Raw genomic sequence first — 16,225 nt, forward strand, 5'->3', positions numbered from 1 at the left:
CTTCGCTTCGGCCCTGGTCGAGCGGGCACTCGGGCGCGGCTCAGGCGGTGGCCTAAGCCGCGACCGCGACGACGACGCTAGACGGCGACGCCAGCCCGACGGTCTCGGCGAGCCGCAGCCCGGCCTTCTCGAAGACCTCGACGAACTCGAATTCGGTACGGTCCCGGCCCTCGCTCAGCGCCATCATCGTGATATCCATGAACTTCCCGGGGTGCGGAGCGTCGCCCTCGGGAATGAGCGGGTCGATGATCAGCACCCGCGCGCCCGGAGCCATCGCCTTCCGGACGTTCGTCAGAATGGTGATCGCGTCGCTGTCGCTCAACTGGTGCAGGACGTGGGAGATGGTGTAGACGTCGCCGCCCGCCGGCACCTCCCGCAGATAGCTGCCGCCGACCAGCTCGGCCCGGTCGAACACGCCCGCCTCGGTCAGCACCTGCTCCGCCCCCGGGACGACATGCGGCTGGTCGAAGACCACGCCCCGCATTTCCGGGTACTTGCTCAAAATGGCGGCCATCAGGTGCCCGTGCGCCCCGCCGACGTCGACCAGCTTGCGCACACCGGTGAGGTCATAGGCCTCGATGGCGGCCTGCTGCGTGTCCCCGGCCGCGTTTCCCATCGCGCCGCTGAAGAGCTTGTTCATCTCCGGGTGCTGGGCGAGGTAGGCGAACATCTCCTCGCCGTTCACATAGTCGAAGGCGGGCCGGCCGGTGCGAATGCAGTAACCGATCTCGGCGTAGGAGTTCCGCATGAACTCCTTGCCCTGGAGCCGGAAGACGTCGCGCATCGAGCCGGGCGAGTCCGCCCGCAGGATGTCCGCCAGCGGGGTCAGCGCGAAGGTGCGGCGGGACACCTCCGTGAAGACGCCCTTGCTGGCCATGGCCCTGAGCACCCGGTACAGGGAGTCCGCGTGGCTCCCGGTGCGCTCGGCCAGCTCGTCCGCCGACAGCGGGCCGTCCGCGAGGTGGTCGGCGACGCCGATCTCCGCGACGGCCGACAGCATGAATCCCATCCGCAGACCGCTGTGGAAGTCCCACATCGCGCGGCGCAGCGCCTCGGTGTCTTCGCTCGTGGTGCTCACAGTTTTCTCGGGCATCTCCGGTCCTTCCTCGAATCGGGTGGGCGCCGTGGATCAGTCGGTCGCCGTGAATCAGGCGATCGCCGTGAATCAGGCGGGCAGTGCGATGACCACGCTCGACGGGAGCGCCCGGCCGGAGATGCTGTCCAGCCGCAGGCCCGCCTCCTTGAAGAGCTCGACGAATTCCGCCTCGGTGCGGTCCTTGATGGGCCCCATCAGGAGCATGGTGGCGTCCAGGACCTTCGCCAGATGCGGCGAATCACCCTCGGGCAGGACGGGGTCGATGACGACGACCTTGCTGGTCGGCGCCATCGCCTGGCGGATGTTCTTCAGAAGGGCGAGCCCTTCGTCGTCGCTGATCCGGTGCAGCACCTGCGGAAGCAGATAGGCGTCGGCCTCCGGCGGCACCGACTCCAGGTAGTTGGCGGCGATGATCTCGGCCCGGTCGGCGACGCCCGCGCCCCCCAGGATCTTCTCCGCGACCGGCGCCATGAAAGGCAGGTCGACATAGACGCCGTGCAGTTCCGGGTACCGGCGCAGAAGGCCCGCGAGCAGGCTCCCGTTCATCTCGCCGATGTCGACGAGCGTCCGCACCCCGGACAGGTCGTAGGTCTCCAGGGCGGCGTTCTGGATACGCCGGGCGGCGCCACCGGTGAAGGAGTCGAAAAGCGGCTTCTTCTCGGGGTCGCGCGCGAAGTACTGGAACATCGGCGCGCCGTTCACGTGGTCGAACGCCGGCTCCCCGGTGCGCAGCGTGTGCCGGACCGCGGTGAAGGTGTCGCGCATCTCCTTCTGCGCGTGCATCCGGAACGCGTCCCGCAGCGAGTTCGGCTGGTCGGACCGGAGGAGCCGGCCGAGCTGGGTCTGGCCGAAGGTGCGGTGCGCGACCTCGGTGAAGACGCCCGTGGTCGCCACTCCCCGCAGGATCCGGTAGAGGGCGTCGGGGTTGCTGTCGGTGCGCTTCGCCAACTCCTCCACCGAGAGCGGGCCGTCCTCCAGTTCGTCGGCGATGCCGAGTTCCGCGATCGCCTGGAGCATGCACGCGAGCGGCATTCCGCTGATCAACCACAGCATTTGGCTGAACAGTGAGTCGCTGTGCAGTTCCGCCGCGTTGCTCATCGTCGGCGCCGTTCCGGCACCGTTCGCGGCGGCACGCGTGGCCTGTTCGGTCATGATGGTTCTCCGCTTCTGTGGTCTTGGTGTTGCCGGTCCCGATCCGCCGGTTCGCCGCTCCGCCGTGGAGGCGATCGGGCGATCCGCCGGTCGGGCGATCCGTCGATCAGGCGATCTGTCGATCAGGCGGTGATGACTACCGCGGAGTTGAAACCGCCCCGGCCGCGCGCCAGCACGACGGCGACCTCGACCCTCGTCCGCCGCGGTTCGACGACCAGGTCGAGGGCGTACTCGTCCGGGACCGTCCTGGTGTGCGGGGTCGGCGGGATCACACCGTCCCGGATGCTCAGCAGCGCGGTCACCACGTCCAGCGGCCCCCCGCCCGCGAGGAGACGTCCCACCCCCGCCTTGGGCGCGGTGACCGGAACCCCCCTCGGCCCGAACACCCCGGCGATGTCCCGGGCCTCGCTCCGGTCGCGCTCCGGGACGCCGGCGGCGTCGGCGAAGACCACGTCCACCCGGCCGGGCTCGATCCCGGCGTCCTCCAGCGCGAGCCGCAGGGCCCGCCCCAGGTTGGACGGCCGGCCGCTGCCGGGCGGCGGATCGAACGTCGAGGCGTACCCCGCCACCCGCCCGTACCGCTTGGCGGACGGGCCGACCGCGTCACCGTGTTCGAGCACCAGCATCGCGCCGCCCTCGCCCGGGATGTAGCCGTGCGCGTCGGCGTCGAAGGGAAGGTAGGCGTTCGAGGCGTCCTCGGCGGTGCTGACCTCGCCGCCGGAGATGTGCGAGAGCCACCCCCACGGGTCGAACGCCGAGTCCATCCCCCCGGTCACCATGAGCTTGGCGCCCCGGCGCAGGTTGCGGCGGGCCTGGCCGATCGCGTCCAGCCCCCCGGCCTGGTCGGCCACCAGCACGCCGCTGGCGGCGCGCAGCCCGTTGCGGATGGAGATCTGGCCGGTATTGGCCGCGTAGAACCAGGCGAAGGACTCGTACACGCTGACCTTCTCCGGCCCCTCCGTCCACAGCTTCTTGAACTCGTGGTGGGTGAACTCCCAGCCGGCCGAGGCGTTGGACGTGACGACGCCCATCTCGAAGTCGTCGTAGTCGCGTCCGGCGAACCCCGCGTCGGCCAGCGCCTGGTCGCTGGCGACCAGCGCGAGCCGCGTCACCCGGTCGGTCTGCGGGATGAGGCGGCTCGGCAGGTGCTCCTTCGCGTCGAAGTCGACGACCTGGCCCGCCAGCCGGGCACTGTAGCGCGAGGCGTCGTACCGCTGGATCGGCCGGATCCAGGACCGGCCCTCGAGGACGCCCTTCCAGTGCTCCTCGATGCCGGTGCCGTCCCCGACCATCGTGCCGATCCCGGTCACGACGGCGGAAACGGCGCCGGTCACCTCACTGGTCGCTTCGCCGGACGCGGCGCCGGTCGCCTTGCCGGTCGCGGCGCCGGTCGCCGTGTTGGGCGCGTTGGCGGGGGCGCTCATGCCGCGAGCTCTGGGGATCGCAGCACGACCGCGCTCTGGAAGCCCCCGAAACCGCTGCCCACCGACAGCACCGTGTTCACCGGGACCTCGCGCGCCTCCAGCGGGACGTAGTCCAGGTCGCACTCGGGGTCCGGTTCGTGCAGGTTCGCGGTCGGCGGGATCACGTCGTTGTCGATGGCCAGCGCGCACGCGGCCACCTCGATCGAGCCGATCGCGCCGAGCGAGTGACCGATCATCGACTTGATCGAGCTGACCGGCGTCCGGTAGGCGTGCGCCCCGAGCGCGTCCTTGAACGCGGCGGTCTCGTGGCGGTCGTTCTGCCTGGTGCCGGAGCCGTGCGCGTTGACGTAGTCGATCGACTCGGGCGCGCACCGGGCGTCGGCCAGCGCGTGCCGGATCGCCTCGGCCATCTCCCGGCCGTCCGGCCGCAACCCCGTCATGTGGTAGGCGTTGCAGCGGGTGGCGTGGCTCGCGACCTCGGCGTAGATCCGGGCGCCGCGCGCCATCGCGTGCTCGCGCTCCTCCAGCACCATGACCGCCGCGCCCTCGGCGAGGACGAACCCGTTCCGCGTCGCGTCGAACGGACGGGAGGCGTGCTCGGCGTCGTCGTTGCGCGGCGTCGTCGCCTTGATCGCGTCGAAGCACGCGACCACGATCGGCGAGACCGGGGTATCGGTGGCGCCCGCGAACATCACGTCGGCGCTACCGTCCATGATCTTCTCGTACGCGCGTCCGACCGCGTCCAGGCCGGCGGTGCACCCGGTCGCGACCATCGCGACCGGCCCCTCCGAACCGGTCCGCCACGCCACCTCGGCGGCCGCCGCGCTCGGCACCATGTAGTCGTACATGTGCGGGGACAGGTGGCCCTCGTCCATCAGCCACTCGCGCCCGCTGTCGGAGAGCACGAGGTACTCGCGCTCGATGCTGGTCGTCGCCCCGACCGCGCTGCCGAGGCTCACCCCCACGCGGGTGGGGTCGACCGTGCTCATGTCGAGGCCGCTGTCGGCTAGGGACTCGCTGGCGCACGTCACAGCGAACTGTGTGGCGCGATCCATTCTTCGGATCTCGCGCGGCTGCAAGCCCACCGAAGCGGGGTTGAAATCACATTCGCCCGCAATTCGCGAACGGAATGCACTAGGGTCGAAAAAAGAAATGTCCCTGGTCGCGGTGCGGCCCGAGGTGAGCAGATTCCAAAACTCTTTCTTGCCTACCCCCCCTGGCGCGATCACGTCGATACCAGTGATCACTACTGCCCGGTTCACAAGCACTCCTCTGGAGTCCGCCAGCCACCGCTCTTTCCGATGGCAATACTTCAACAGCGGACTTGAGAGCACCTTGAACGATACTAGACCGAGCAGGTTGGAATTTGATCTTTGCTCGCGTTGACGCAGGTCACAGGTCGAGGCGGTCGCAAGTGTCGTCGCCGGTGGATGAGTCGAACACGGTGCGTGCCCGCGAACTCGGCTGGATCAGCCCGGTTTCGTAGGCGATGACGACGAGTTGGGCGCGGTCGTGCGCGTCGAGTTTGGTGAGCAGTCGGCTGACGTGCGTCTTGACAGTGGCGACACTGATGTGCAGCCGTCCGGCTATGTCGTTGTTCGAGTGGCCGGAGGCGACATGGACGAGGATCTCCCTCTCGCGGTCGGTGAGCGGGTCGAGCAGGGACGGCAGGGCGCGGGGGTCGGCGGCGGGACGGTTGACGAAGTCGCGGATGAGACGGCGTGTCACGCTCGGGGCGAGGAGCGCGTCACCGGCGGCGACGGTGCGGATTCCGGCCAGCAGCAGCTCGGGCGGGGTGTCCTTGAGCAGGAACCCGCTGGCGCCGGCCTTGAGCGCACCGAAGACGTAACTGTCGAGATCGAAAGTGGTCAGGATGAGGCTGCGGATGGACTTGGTCGCCGGGTCGTCAAGGAGCAGCCGGGTTGCCTCGATTCCATCCATGGTGGGCATTCGGATGTCCATCAGGATGACATCCGGCAAATGGCGCCGCCCGGCGGCGACGGCGTCCGGACCGGTTCCGGCTTCGGCGACGACCTCCATATCCGTCGCGGCGTTGACGAGGACGCTGAATCCGGCCCGCACGAGAACCTGGTCGTCGGCGATGACCACGCGGATGGTCATGAGCGACCTCCGTGCGCCGATCCGGAGTCTGAATCCGGTTCGATCTCGGAATCTGAATCGGATCCGGCCGGGATTGGCACCGAGAATGATCTTGCGGGCTGCCTGGACGGCGCGGCGGCGGAGGCCCCGTCATCGGGCGGTGCGGGGCGGTTGGTCATGGGGCTGGATTCGTCCGTCCGGAGCAGCGCCTGAACGCGGAAACCGTCGCCGTGGCGGTCGGCACGCAGGTAGCCGCCGTAAAGAGCCGCGCGTTCACGCATGCCGATCAGCCCGTGCCCGGCGGACGCGCGGGAGTGCTCCGAGGGCTCGGGGTCGGGATCGGTGGTGGGGTGGAAGTTGACGACGGTGTGGATGTCGGGGTGGATGACGGCGTGGATGGTGGTCTTCCCTGTCCGGCGGGGTTCGGGCGGGGCGCTGTTGGTGACCTCGATCTTCACGTCCTCGTCGCGGTACTCGATGCGGAGGGAGGCCGGCACCGGGCCCGCGTGGCGGACGACGTTGGTGAGCGCCTCCTGCGCGATGCGGTAGGCCGACAGGTCCACGCCCGGGGGCAGCGGACGGGGCGTCCCGATGATGTCGAGGCTCAGGTCGACGCCCGCGCAGCGGACCTGGTCGGCGAGCGCGGCGATGTCGTCCAGCCCCGGGGTGGGGGCGAGCGCGGGGTCGACGGCGTGCTCGTGCCGCAGCACCTGCACCAGCAGCCGCATCTCGTGCAGCGCCTGCCGGGTGGTGGTCTCGACGATGCCGAGCGTCTCCCGCGCCTGGCCCGGGTCGCTGTTCATCACCATCCGCGCGACCCCGGCGCGCACGGCGATGACGCTCATCGAGTGCGCGACGATGTCGTGCAGCTCGCGGGCGATCACCAGCCGCTCGTCGATGGCGGCCTGCCGGATGGCGGCCGCGTGCTGGCGCTCCCGCTCGGTGCGCTGCTCGGCGATCGCGGCGAGCCGCTTGCGGTGCTCGCGGGCGGCGAGGCCCGCGAACCAGCCGGCGCAGATGATCGCGACATCGGCCATCAGCACGGCCTCCCAGCTCGACGCGACGCGTCCGATGCCGATCCCGGCGGCGGTGAGCAGGCTGGCCGCGCCCGGACGCGCCCACCAGAACACGAACTCGCCCGCCTCGGCGACCGTGTAGGCGGTGACGGCGACGCACACCGACACCTGCGGCGCGCCGCCGACCGCGGTGACCGCGAACGTGCAGAGCGTCGCGACGGCGAACGACCATCGCGGGCGGAGGCGGCGGACGGCGACGGACAGGGAGGCGAGGGCGATTCCCCCCGCCCGCACGGCGGACTCGGCCGCGGCGGCGTCGTGCAGGCCGCTGCGGGCGTCGGCCATGATCAGGCCGACGAGCAGCAGGACGGCGACGGCGATGTCGAGCAGCACCAGCGGATGCGGATGCCTGGTGACGAATCGCCGAATGGGCCGTGTGAGGGCGGTGCCGGACACGCCATCAGGCTACCCATGGGGTGGGGCGCCAGTCGTCAGGTCACGGTCGCGTCGACCGCGTACAACCAGGGCTGTACGCGGCGGCCGGGTACCGCTCTGGTCGGACGCCGATTCCATCCCGAAGCCTGACGACCGCAGCGTCCACTGACCGACAGTCTTGGAGAAGCGGAGTCCCGCCCGTTGTACGAGTGGCCGCGTCGGCGCGAAGCGCGGCCACTCGTACCTGGGCGAACCGCAGGACGTCACCGTGTGCGCGGCCCCGCGCACGGGCGTCCCGAAATCTCGCCACACTCCAAAAATCAATTCGATCCAGTCCATGGGGGGACCCGATGAGCGTGATCGCTCGCTGGTGTTTCCGGCATCACTTCGTCGTCATCGGTGCCTGGCTGCTCACCCTGGCGGTCCTCGGGGGGACCGCCATCTCCGCCGGCGCGATGTTCTCCGACCGGTACTCGCTGCCGGGAACCGAGTCCACCCGTGCCTCCGACCTGCTGGAGACGCAGTTCCAGCGCGGCTCCGGCGACCGGACCACGATCGTGCTGCACACCACGAACGGCAAGGTGACCGACCCGGCCGTGCAGGGCAAGGTCAACGCGATGCTCGCCGAGGTCGGCAAGGTGCCCGAGGTCGGCGCGGTGGTCAACCCGTTCAGCGCGCGGGGGGCGGCCCAGATCAGCCCCGACCGCCAGACAGCCTACGCGACGGTCACCTTCACCAAGCAGAGCCAGAGCCTGGACACGGCGAACATCCAGAAGGTCGTGGACCTCGGCTCGAAGCTGCGCGGCGACTCGCTGCGGGTCGAGTTCGGCGGGGCCGCGATGGCTCAGCTCGAGAAACCCTCGACCTCCACCGCGGAACTGGTCGGCATCGTGGCCGCCGCCGTGGTCATGCTGTTCGCCTTCGCGTCCGTGCTGGCGACGGCCATCCCGCTCATCGCCGCCATCCTCGCGCTCGGCAACGCGCTCTTCTGCATCGACCTGCTCACCCACGTGATGGACATCGGCACCACCGCGCCGATCATCGCCGCGTTCGTCGGCCTCGGCGTCGGCATCGACTACGCCCTGTTCGTGGTCGCCCGGTACCGCAACGGGATCATCGCCGGGCTCACGGAGGAGGAGGCCGCGGTCGAGGCCATGAACACCTCCGGCCGCGCGATCGTGTTCGCGGGCGGGACGGTCGCGGTCGCGATGCTCGGCCTCCTGGTCCTCGGCATCAGCGTCATGTCCGGCATCGGCCTGGCCGCCGCGATCATGGTGGCGTTCGCCGTCGCGGTCGCCGCGACCCTGCTCCCGGCGCTGTTCGGCATCCTCGGCACGCGCGTGCTCAGCCGCCGCCAGCGGGCCCGCCTCAAGAACGAGGGGCCGCGCGGCGCCAGCACGTCCGACGGCTGGGCCCGCTGGGCCGGGTTCGTGCAGAAGCGGCCGGTCACGCTGACGCTGGCCGCGACGCTGGTCATGGTGGTGCTGACCGTCCCGTTCTTCTCGATGCGGCTCGGCGCCGCCGACGCCGGCAACAACGCGCCCGACACCACGACCCGCAAGGCCTACGACCTGCTCGCCGAGGGGTTCGGCCCCGGCTACAACGGCCCGCTGCTGCTCGTGGCGAAGGTCCCCGCCGGCGGGGCGGCCGCCACCGACTTCGGACGGCTGGAGCAGGACCTCCGGACCGTCCCCGGGGTCGCCTCGGTTCAGTCCGGGCCGGTCGCTCCGGGTGCGACGGTGCGGACGTTGCAGGTCACGCCCACGACGGCACCGGACACCAAGGAGACCGCCGACCTCATCGACACGCTCCGCGACCGCGTGATCCCGAGCTATGAGAAGGACGGGCTCACCGTCCATGTGGGCGGCCAGACCGCCGTCTTCAAGGACTTCGCGTCCGTGGTCGGCGGGAAGATGCCGCTGTTCGTCGCCATCGTCGTCGCGTTCGGGTGCGTGCTGCTGATGCTCGCCTTCCGCAGCCTCGTCGTGCCGCTCACGGCGGCGGTGATGAACCTGCTCTCGACCGGCGCCGGGTTCGGCGTCGTGGTCGCGGTGTTCCAGTGGGGCTGGGGCGCCTCGGCCCTCGGCGCGGGCTCCGCCGGGCCGGTGGAGTCGTTCCTGCCCGCGATGATGCTGGCGGTGCTGTTCGGGCTGTCGATGGACTACGAGGTGTTCCTGGTCAGCCGCATCCACGAGGAATGGCTGCACACCGGCGACAACGACCTCGCCGTCCGGCGCGGGCAGGCCGCCACCGGCCGGATCATCACCGCCGCCGCGATCATCATGATCTGCGTGTTCATGGCGTTCGTGTTCGCGGGGATGCGCACCATCGCCGAGTTCGGCCTCGGCGTGGCCGTGGCCATTCTGCTGGACGCCCTGGTGGTGCGGACCATCCTCGTCCCGGCGGTCATGCAGCTGTGCGGCAAGTGGAACTGGTACCTGCCGAAGGCGATCGACAAGATCCTGCCGCACGTCTCCGTGGAGGGCCCGTCCAAGCCGCCCGTCAGCCGGGAGCCGGAACTCCAGGCGGCCGACGGCCGCACCTGACACCACGCGCCCGTGCTCTCCTTCGCCGCCGGACATGGCCATATCCGGCGGCGAAGGGACGTCCGGCCAACCAGGTCAGGCATGTGAACTCACTTGAGCGACCGGGCCCCTTGCGGCTGTTCGCGGTGGCCTTGGCGACGGGGCGTCCGCACCTCCCTGAGCCCATGCGGCGGCGGCAACGGAACAGTGGCCGGGACCCCTCCCGTCCCCCGCCGAGGACCATCTGCCCGATCTGTCGGCCCCGGACCGCGCCGGTCCCCGAGCACGGACGAGGGCCGTGATCTCAGGGAGGTCCCATGCCGTGGATCCGCTTGGCCTCGTTCGTGTCGCTGCTCTCCTTACTCCTGTTACCAGGCCCGGTCTCGCTCGCCGGAACGCGGGCCGCGCCACCGGCCGCCCCTGCCGAAAAAGGCATCGCCGGGAAGGGCATCGCCTGGAAGCCATGCCCCGAAGATCCGTGGGTGCAGTGCGGCAAGGTGGCGGTCCCGGTCGACTGGGCCCACCCCGCGGGCGCCAAGATCGACCTCGCGGTGGCCCGGCGCCCGGCCCTCAAGCCGCGAGAGCGGATCGGCTCGCTGTTCCTGCTGCCCGGCGGCCCGGGCGATTCCGGCGTCGACTTCGCGTTCTACGCCGATCTGGAGCTTGACCCCGAGCTCTTGCAGCGGTTCGACATCATCGGGTTCGACGCGCGCGGAATCGGCCGCAGCCACCCGGTGACGTGCCCCGTCGATCCCGACCCCGTATCGGAATTCCCGCAGGACGCGAAGGCCTACCAGCAGCTGCTGCGCTCGCACAAGGACCGAGCCCAGGAATGCCGGCGGCGAAGCGGGCCGTTGTTCGATCACATCGACACCCGCAGCGTCGCCCGCGACGCCGACGTCGTCCGTGGGGCGCTGGGCGAGCGCCAGATCTCCCTGCACGGGGAGTCCTACGGAACGCTGCTGGGCCAGCAGTACGCCGAGGAGTATCCCGGCCGCATTCGCGCGCTGGTGCTCGACGGCAATATGGACCACAGCGTCACCGGCGCCCGCCGCTACCTGCTCGGTGGATCGACCACCCTGGAGGAGCACTACCGGAAGTTCGCCGCCTGGTGCAACGAAAGCTCACACTGCACGCTGCGCGGAAAAAACGTGTTCAAGGTCCTGGACGGCCTGCTGGCGAGGGCGGACCGAGGGGAGCTGAAAGACCCCGCAGGGACCGCGATCACGTCCGACGAACTGTTGGAAACGGTTCGCCGGGCGATGTACGCGCCGAACAACAATGTAGGCGGCTGGCGACCCCTGGCTATTTATTTCACCAGGCTGCAAGCGCGAAAATCGATACAGCTGCCGGGCTGGTTCCCGGACTCCTTCCAGCCGATCTTCTGCAATGACTTCAGCTTCCCGGTCCGTGACTTCGAGCACCTGAAAAGCCTCATGGCCGCCTCCCGGAATGCAGCGCCGCACACCCGGTTCAACAACCTGAACTGGCTGTCCATCACCGGTTGCCAGGGCTTCCTGCCCCGGGCCAGCAACCCGCAGCACCCATACCGAATCAAGGGCGCTCCGCCGATTCTCCTGACCAACAGCCGATACGACGTCTCCACACCGTACCCGGACGCGCAGAACGTGGCCCGTCAGATCCCCGGATCGGTACTGCTCACCTACGACGGCATCGGCCACCGGGCCTATAACCGAAGCGCCTGTATCAACGCGGCCGTCAACCGCTACCTGCTGACGCTGCGCACCCCGCCACCAAACACGCACTGCCCGGCCGAGCCGGCACCGCTCACCGAAACGCCGTCCAAGCCGAACCGCCATACACCCCACTGGCTTTGGTGAATCGCCTTTGAGGGCGGCGGAGACACCGCCCTCAAGGGTTCTATCGCCGGGTCTCGACCCTCATATCACCCTGGACCAGCTCTCGGCCGAAGCCGCTGGCGAGCAGATCGTGCGGAGAACCGAGTTCGGGTCCGCTGGCATCGTCGAGCCGCGCCAACTGCGCGCCCGTGAGCTCGACTTCCAGAGCACCCAGATTGTCCTCTAGTTGCTTGGAGGTGCGGGCGCCGATAATCGGCGCGGTAACGTCGGGCCGACGCAGCACCCAGGCCAACCCGACCTGCGCGGGTGTGCGACCCAACTCCCGAGCGACCTCTTTCACCACGTCGGCGATGGCAAGGCCCCGTTCGGTGATTCCGCCCCTGGCCAGGTTGAAGTCCCTGCGGGTGCCGTCATCGGACGATCCGCCCACCGGAGCCAGATCACCACGACCGTACTTCCCGGTGAGCACCCCGCCGGCCAGCGGTGAGAACGGGACCACCCCGAGCCCCATTTCCCGCGCCATGGGGATCAGGTCCCGCTCCCCGGTACGTTCGACCAGGTTGTACTCGAGTTGCAGCGCGACCAGCGGCGACCACCCCCGCAGGTCGGCGATCGCCTGCATCCTCGACACCTGCCATGCCGGGGCATTGGAGATCGCCACGTACAGGACCTTGCCCTGCCGGACGAGATCGTCCATGCCGCGCAGGATCTCCCCGACCGGCGTCACGAAATCCCAGACATGAAGGTAGAGCAGATCGATGTAGTCCGTACCCAGCCGCCGCAAACTGGTCTCCACCGAAGCGAAAAGGTTCTTGCGCTGGCTGCCCCCGGAATTCGGGTCCCCCTCCCGGCGCAACGTCGTGTACTTCGTGGCCAACACCAGCCCCTCACGCTTTCCCCGGGCAAATTCCCCCAGCAAATGCTCCGAACTGCCGTCCGTATATGTGACGGCGGTGTCGATGAAATTGCCACCGCGCTCAACGTAGAGGTCGAACAGCCTGCGCGCCTCGTCCTTCTCGGCGCCCCACCCCCACTCGGTACCGAAGGTGGCCGCGCCCAGGGCCAGCGGCGAGAGCCGGAACGCATCAACGGCAGCGTCCGGCAGTCGATCGAAGTGGTACTGGCCACCATCCACAAGTACGCGCCCAATGCTAAAATCGTCCTTATGGGGTACCCCCGGCTGCTGGACGGCAACGGCCAGTGCATCCCCGGTATCGGGACCTCCGAGGCGCCATGGCTGAACGATCTCGCCGACGTCCTGGCGGCGGCGATGAAGACCGCCTCCGAGAACGCCACCCAGGCCGGTGCCCCGACCTGGTTCTCCGACCCCCGCGCGAAATTCGCCGGTGAAGCGGTCTGCGGCAATCCCGAAACCATCCACGGGATCGTCCTGGACAAGACGCCCGATGACGACCTATCCCCGACCTCGCCCAACTCACCCCAGTCATTCCACCCGAAGATCGAAGGAACCGCCCACTATTCAGCGGCGCTGAACGAAACCCTGCGCCAGATGGGCCTGTAGCCGATGACACGACCCAGGGCGCTGGCGGGCATCCTGTTAATCCTGCTCACCAGCGCCCTGGGCGCCGGCTGTGCCGACGCCCAGGACCAGGCCATAAGGGATGCGGCCGACCGGGCCCGCGACGCGGCGACCGCGTTGAAGCAAACGATCGAACTTCGCCTCGGTCAGGCACCAGACCGGCGGAACGCCTACGACAGGTTGCTGACGAGCCTTCCCCGCCACACCCCCCAACGAGGCGGGCTCCTCCTGAAAAGCGACCTCACGGCAGACCAGGCATGGTTCGACGTCACCGTGGTCAAGACCGCGACCGCCTCGGACGGGTTCAGCAGCGAAAGCCGCACCGTACGGCTGTGCGCCCACGTCGTCGTCAGATTTCCGGCGGGTCAGCGTCCCGCAGCCAGCATGACCAATCTCGACTGCCCGAGCGACCTGCCCAGAACCGACCCGCGACTGGGAACCATCGACAAAATAGTCAGCCTGACCACCTGAACTGCCACCCAAAATGGCATTCAGCAACTCGCGCCCAGGCCAGAGGCGCCACAAACAGTCAACTGGCACTGATCGATATGTCAAGCTTGCAAAGGCCTGCGATCTGGGAGCGAATCCCCTCGACGGGACGCTCTGTGGCCGCCTGCTGCGTGACCGTGCCGATGAGGAACGAACTGAGCCCGTGACCGACAACACTCGCGTCCCGCACACCGAGGTCCTCCAGAAGCTCGGTGAAGATGCTCGTGACGTTGCCGAACATCCGCTCCAGCGGTTCGAGCCGACCTCGCCGCACCGAGTCGATCCAGTACTCGTGCCAGAGCACCAGCCCCCTCGGCACCTCCTGGAAAATGGCCACGTACTCGTCGACCGCGGCCCACAAACGGTCAACCGGCCCGGTATGGCGCGCGATCGCTGACCGCACGCGCTCGATAAAGGAAGAGATATGATCGGCCATCGCCTGATCGATGATCTCGTCCATATCCGAAAAGTAGTAATGAACGGCACTTTTGGTCAGCGGACTAGCATCGGCGACAGACCGCACCGTGCAGCCGGCCAGACCATCACGGACGAGCACCTGCTTGGCCGCCTCGATGATCTGCCGCTGCTTGGCAGCCTGGTTCGGCGAGACCTGGTCCCCCCACGATGCTGATGTCCGCATAACACCAGGCTAGTCGAGTCGACCCAGAACCCAGGACACGTGACCCACCTTCGACGCCACCCGAATGTTCACAACCGCGTCCGCAATGATCGTCCGCCCTCACCAGACCTCGGCGAACGCCTTGAGCTCGCCCGCCACGTCCGAGCCGCTGGGGACGTAAACGACCTCGGTGATCCCGGCTTGGCCGGCCTCGTCCAGCCGGGCGCCGATCGCCGCCGCGTCGCCCGTCCACCCCGGCCCGAGAATCGCCGGCCCGGCCGCCGCCACCGCCGCCCGGTCGCGTTCGGTCATGGCCACGAGATGACCCTCATGGACGGCCTACCGGGTGAGCTGCCGGGTTCGGGCCGGAGTCGCCCTACCGCTCGCGGGAGCGGATTCACCCCAGGTGGAGAAACGGTTCCCCGGTTCCGCGAACGTCGGGGGTCCGCAGGATTCGGCGGGGTCGACGTCGTCCCCGGCGGGGACGCCTGACGACGACCTCCTACGAAGTGTAGGAGGCGGAGGGCTCATTCGCCACACAAGTGGCTGATTGCGGCAAACCGCCTCTGCGGTCACATGGGTGTCGGCACGGCGCCGCCTCCGCGACCGCGCCCTCAGGCGTTGAGGAGCGGCAGTTCTGGGGTGCGGGCTCCGCCTCAGCAGACGTGAGACAAGCTCGCGATCGTCGCGACGGCGACCACGACGGGAGCGACGACGGCGACCGTCGCAAAGACGGAAGCGGCCACCCTGGCGGCGTGGCGGGGCCTGCCCGTCTCGACGGTCTCCAGCCGCTGTACGCGCTCCGCCAAAGCCCCGGTGGACGGCCCCGCGGCGCCGAGGGCGCCGGCGACCCCCGGGATCGTCGCGAGCCGGCGCAGGGCGTCGACGAGCGTTCGGCTGCCGCATGCCCGCACTGCCACGTCGTCCGCGGCCATTTCCAGCAGCAGCGGCAGGGTGGTCTTGGCCCGCCGGACGGTGGGCGGCCACGGCAGGAGGGCATGGACGAGATCGAGCATGAGCAGCAGCGCGTGGTGTCGCTGGCGGAGGTGGGCCCGTTCGTGGATGAGGACCGCGTTGAACTCTTCGGGAGTGAGAGTGTCCTGGGTGCCCGTGCTGACCACGATCGGGCGCCGGCGGGCGGGGAGGGAGTAGGCCACGGGGACGGGATGGTCGAGGATGAGGACGTCCTCGTGCCGCTCGTGCTCCCTTGCGACGAGCCGGAGCATCTCCCGATGCTGACGCCGATGACGCACCGCACGCCGAAGGCGGGGCAGGCTCAGGAAGAGCCTGACAGAGCAGGCGGTCAGCAGAACCAGGCTGGCGGCCGTCCCGAGGATGATCGCCACGTCGCGCCATGGTGCGGCAGGCAGTCGCGCAGCCACTCCAGCAGGCCGTGACCCGGCGTCGGCGGCGCCAGCAGCGCCACCGCGACGACTCCGATGTCGGCGATGAAAGCGCCGGTCAGCGCCGCGACCCAGCAGGCGATGGCGATCCCGGGACAGGCGGCGGGACGCTGGAACCGATCGAGGACCGGCCCCGCCAGCCAGCCCAGCATGACCGCCGTGGAGACCAAACCGGCCACGAGGTAGATCACGCCGTCACCGCTGCTCACCGTCGGAGGTCCGGCGACGGAGGGCGTCCATCAGGTGGCGCGCATCCTCCGGAGGCATGCTCTCGGCGAACCGGGCGAGGATGCTTCCGTGATCGGAGGTCTCGGTAAGCGCGTCGAGCATCAGCTCGACGACATAATCTTCCCGCGCTTGGGTGGGGGTGTAACGGAAGGCCAGCCCGTCCTGCTCGCGCCGCAGCAGCCCCTTCTGCGCCAGCCGCTCGGCGACGGTCTGGACGGTGTTGTAGGCGAGCGCCTTGTCCGCGTTCTCGTTCAGCTTCGCCAGCAGCTCACGCACCCGCAACGGGCTAGGCGCGTCCCAGAGCACGTCCATGATGGAACGCTCAAGTGAACCACCCAGTAGGGCCATGCGCACCCCTCCATCCTCCGCACATTGTGC

At 69.2% G+C, this 16,225-nt stretch carries 16 protein-coding genes and 1 riboswitch; of the genes, 4 read left to right on the top strand and 12 right to left on the bottom strand.

From position 1 onward, the window contains the following. Nucleotides 1-52: 52 nt before the first annotated feature. The 6 genes from K2F47_RS17380 to K2F47_RS17405 all read right to left on the bottom strand — a co-directional run bounded on the left by K2F47_RS17380 (nt 53) and on the right by K2F47_RS17405 (nt 7,244). Nucleotides 53-1,093 carry a methyltransferase gene (locus tag K2F47_RS17380; protein ID WP_242904548.1) on the bottom strand — a complete coding sequence of 347 codons (1,041 nt, stop codon included), beginning with the start codon at nt 1,091-1,093 and terminating at the stop codon, nt 53-55. 72 nt (nt 1,094-1,165) lie between these two features. Then, nucleotides 1,166-2,248, bottom strand: a complete 1,083-nt coding sequence (locus K2F47_RS17385; RefSeq protein ID WP_242904550.1) for a methyltransferase — start codon at nt 2,246-2,248, stop codon at nt 1,166-1,168. Nucleotides 2,249-2,370: 122 nt separating this feature from the next. Further along, nucleotides 2,371-3,672 (bottom strand): ketosynthase chain-length factor, encoded by a 1,302-nt coding sequence (locus K2F47_RS17390; protein ID WP_272496928.1) that lies wholly within the window; start codon nt 3,670-3,672, stop codon nt 2,371-2,373. After that, nucleotides 3,669-4,934 carry a beta-ketoacyl-[acyl-carrier-protein] synthase family protein gene (locus tag K2F47_RS17395; RefSeq protein WP_308198422.1) on the bottom strand — a complete coding sequence of 422 codons (1,266 nt, stop codon included), beginning with the start codon at nt 4,932-4,934 and terminating at the stop codon, nt 3,669-3,671. The genes K2F47_RS17390 and K2F47_RS17395 overlap by 4 nt, the downstream gene beginning before the upstream one ends. A gap of 130 nt (nt 4,935-5,064) precedes the next feature. After that, nucleotides 5,065-5,793: a response regulator gene (locus K2F47_RS17400; RefSeq protein ID WP_242904554.1), complete on the bottom strand. Its 729-nt coding sequence runs from the start codon at nt 5,791-5,793 to the stop codon at nt 5,065-5,067. Then, nucleotides 5,790-7,244: a sensor histidine kinase gene (locus tag K2F47_RS17405; RefSeq protein WP_242904556.1), complete on the bottom strand. Its 1,455-nt coding sequence runs from the start codon at nt 7,242-7,244 to the stop codon at nt 5,790-5,792. Before K2F47_RS17405 ends, K2F47_RS17400 begins: the two co-directional genes overlap by 4 nt. A gap of 329 nt (nt 7,245-7,573) precedes the next feature. On the opposite strand from K2F47_RS17405, the gene K2F47_RS17410 reads away from it, so the two are divergent. Both K2F47_RS17410 and K2F47_RS17415 read left to right on the top strand, forming a co-directional pair. Continuing rightward, entirely contained in the window at nt 7,574-9,769 is a 2,196-nt protein-coding gene (locus K2F47_RS17410; RefSeq protein WP_242904558.1) for an MMPL family transporter, read from the top strand. Nucleotides 9,770-10,065: 296 nt separating this feature from the next. Continuing rightward, the gene (locus K2F47_RS17415; RefSeq protein ID WP_242904560.1) at nt 10,066-11,589 is read left to right on the top strand and encodes an alpha/beta hydrolase; all 1,524 of its coding nucleotides are present in this window, start codon (nt 10,066-10,068) and stop codon (nt 11,587-11,589) included. Nucleotides 11,590-11,629: 40 nt separating this feature from the next. On the opposite strand, the gene K2F47_RS17420 is transcribed toward K2F47_RS17415, so the two are convergent. Beyond that, on the bottom strand, nt 11,630-12,703 hold the full coding sequence (locus K2F47_RS17420) for an aldo/keto reductase (RefSeq protein ID WP_242904562.1): 1,074 nt from the start codon (nt 12,701-12,703) through the stop codon (nt 11,630-11,632). A 30-nt stretch (nt 12,704-12,733) separates the two neighbouring features. Between K2F47_RS17420 and K2F47_RS17425 the strand changes: the two genes are divergently transcribed. Both K2F47_RS17425 and K2F47_RS17430 read left to right on the top strand, forming a co-directional pair. Then, a complete protein-coding gene (locus tag K2F47_RS17425) occupies nt 12,734-13,090 on the top strand; it encodes an SGNH/GDSL hydrolase family protein (RefSeq protein WP_242904564.1) in 357 nt (118 codons plus the stop codon). A gap of 3 nt (nt 13,091-13,093) precedes the next feature. Continuing rightward, entirely contained in the window at nt 13,094-13,579 is a 486-nt protein-coding gene (locus tag K2F47_RS17430; RefSeq protein WP_242904571.1) for a hypothetical protein, read from the top strand. Between the two features lie 58 nt (nt 13,580-13,637). Here K2F47_RS17430 and K2F47_RS17435 read toward each other — a convergent pair whose 3' ends face one another. The 5 genes from K2F47_RS17435 to K2F47_RS17455 all read right to left on the bottom strand — a co-directional run bounded on the left by K2F47_RS17435 (nt 13,638) and on the right by K2F47_RS17455 (nt 16,195). Continuing rightward, entirely contained in the window at nt 13,638-14,237 is a 600-nt protein-coding gene (locus K2F47_RS17435) for a TetR/AcrR family transcriptional regulator (protein WP_242904573.1), read from the bottom strand. A 99-nt stretch (nt 14,238-14,336) separates the two neighbouring features. Continuing rightward, nucleotides 14,337-14,528, bottom strand: a complete 192-nt coding sequence (locus tag K2F47_RS17440; protein ID WP_242904575.1) for a hypothetical protein — start codon at nt 14,526-14,528, stop codon at nt 14,337-14,339. Nucleotides 14,529-14,537: 9 nt separating this feature from the next. Beyond that, nucleotides 14,538-14,686: riboswitch (cyclic di-AMP (ydaO/yuaA leader) on the bottom strand. Nucleotides 14,687-14,872: 186 nt separating this feature from the next. After that, nucleotides 14,873-15,598, bottom strand: a complete 726-nt coding sequence (locus K2F47_RS17445) for a M56 family metallopeptidase (RefSeq protein ID WP_308198423.1) — start codon at nt 15,596-15,598, stop codon at nt 14,873-14,875. Continuing rightward, nucleotides 15,520-15,828, bottom strand: coding sequence for a hypothetical protein (locus tag K2F47_RS17450; protein WP_242904579.1), 309 nt, complete (start codon nt 15,826-15,828; stop codon nt 15,520-15,522). The genes K2F47_RS17445 and K2F47_RS17450 overlap by 79 nt, the downstream gene beginning before the upstream one ends. Beyond that, a complete protein-coding gene (locus K2F47_RS17455) occupies nt 15,815-16,195 on the bottom strand; it encodes a BlaI/MecI/CopY family transcriptional regulator (protein ID WP_272496929.1) in 381 nt (126 codons plus the stop codon). Before K2F47_RS17455 ends, K2F47_RS17450 begins: the two co-directional genes overlap by 14 nt. Nucleotides 16,196-16,225 lie beyond the last annotated feature (30 nt).

Source organism: Actinomadura terrae (genome assembly GCF_022751215.1).
Classification (GTDB): domain Bacteria; phylum Actinomycetota; class Actinomycetes; order Streptosporangiales; family Streptosporangiaceae; genus Spirillospora; species Spirillospora terrae.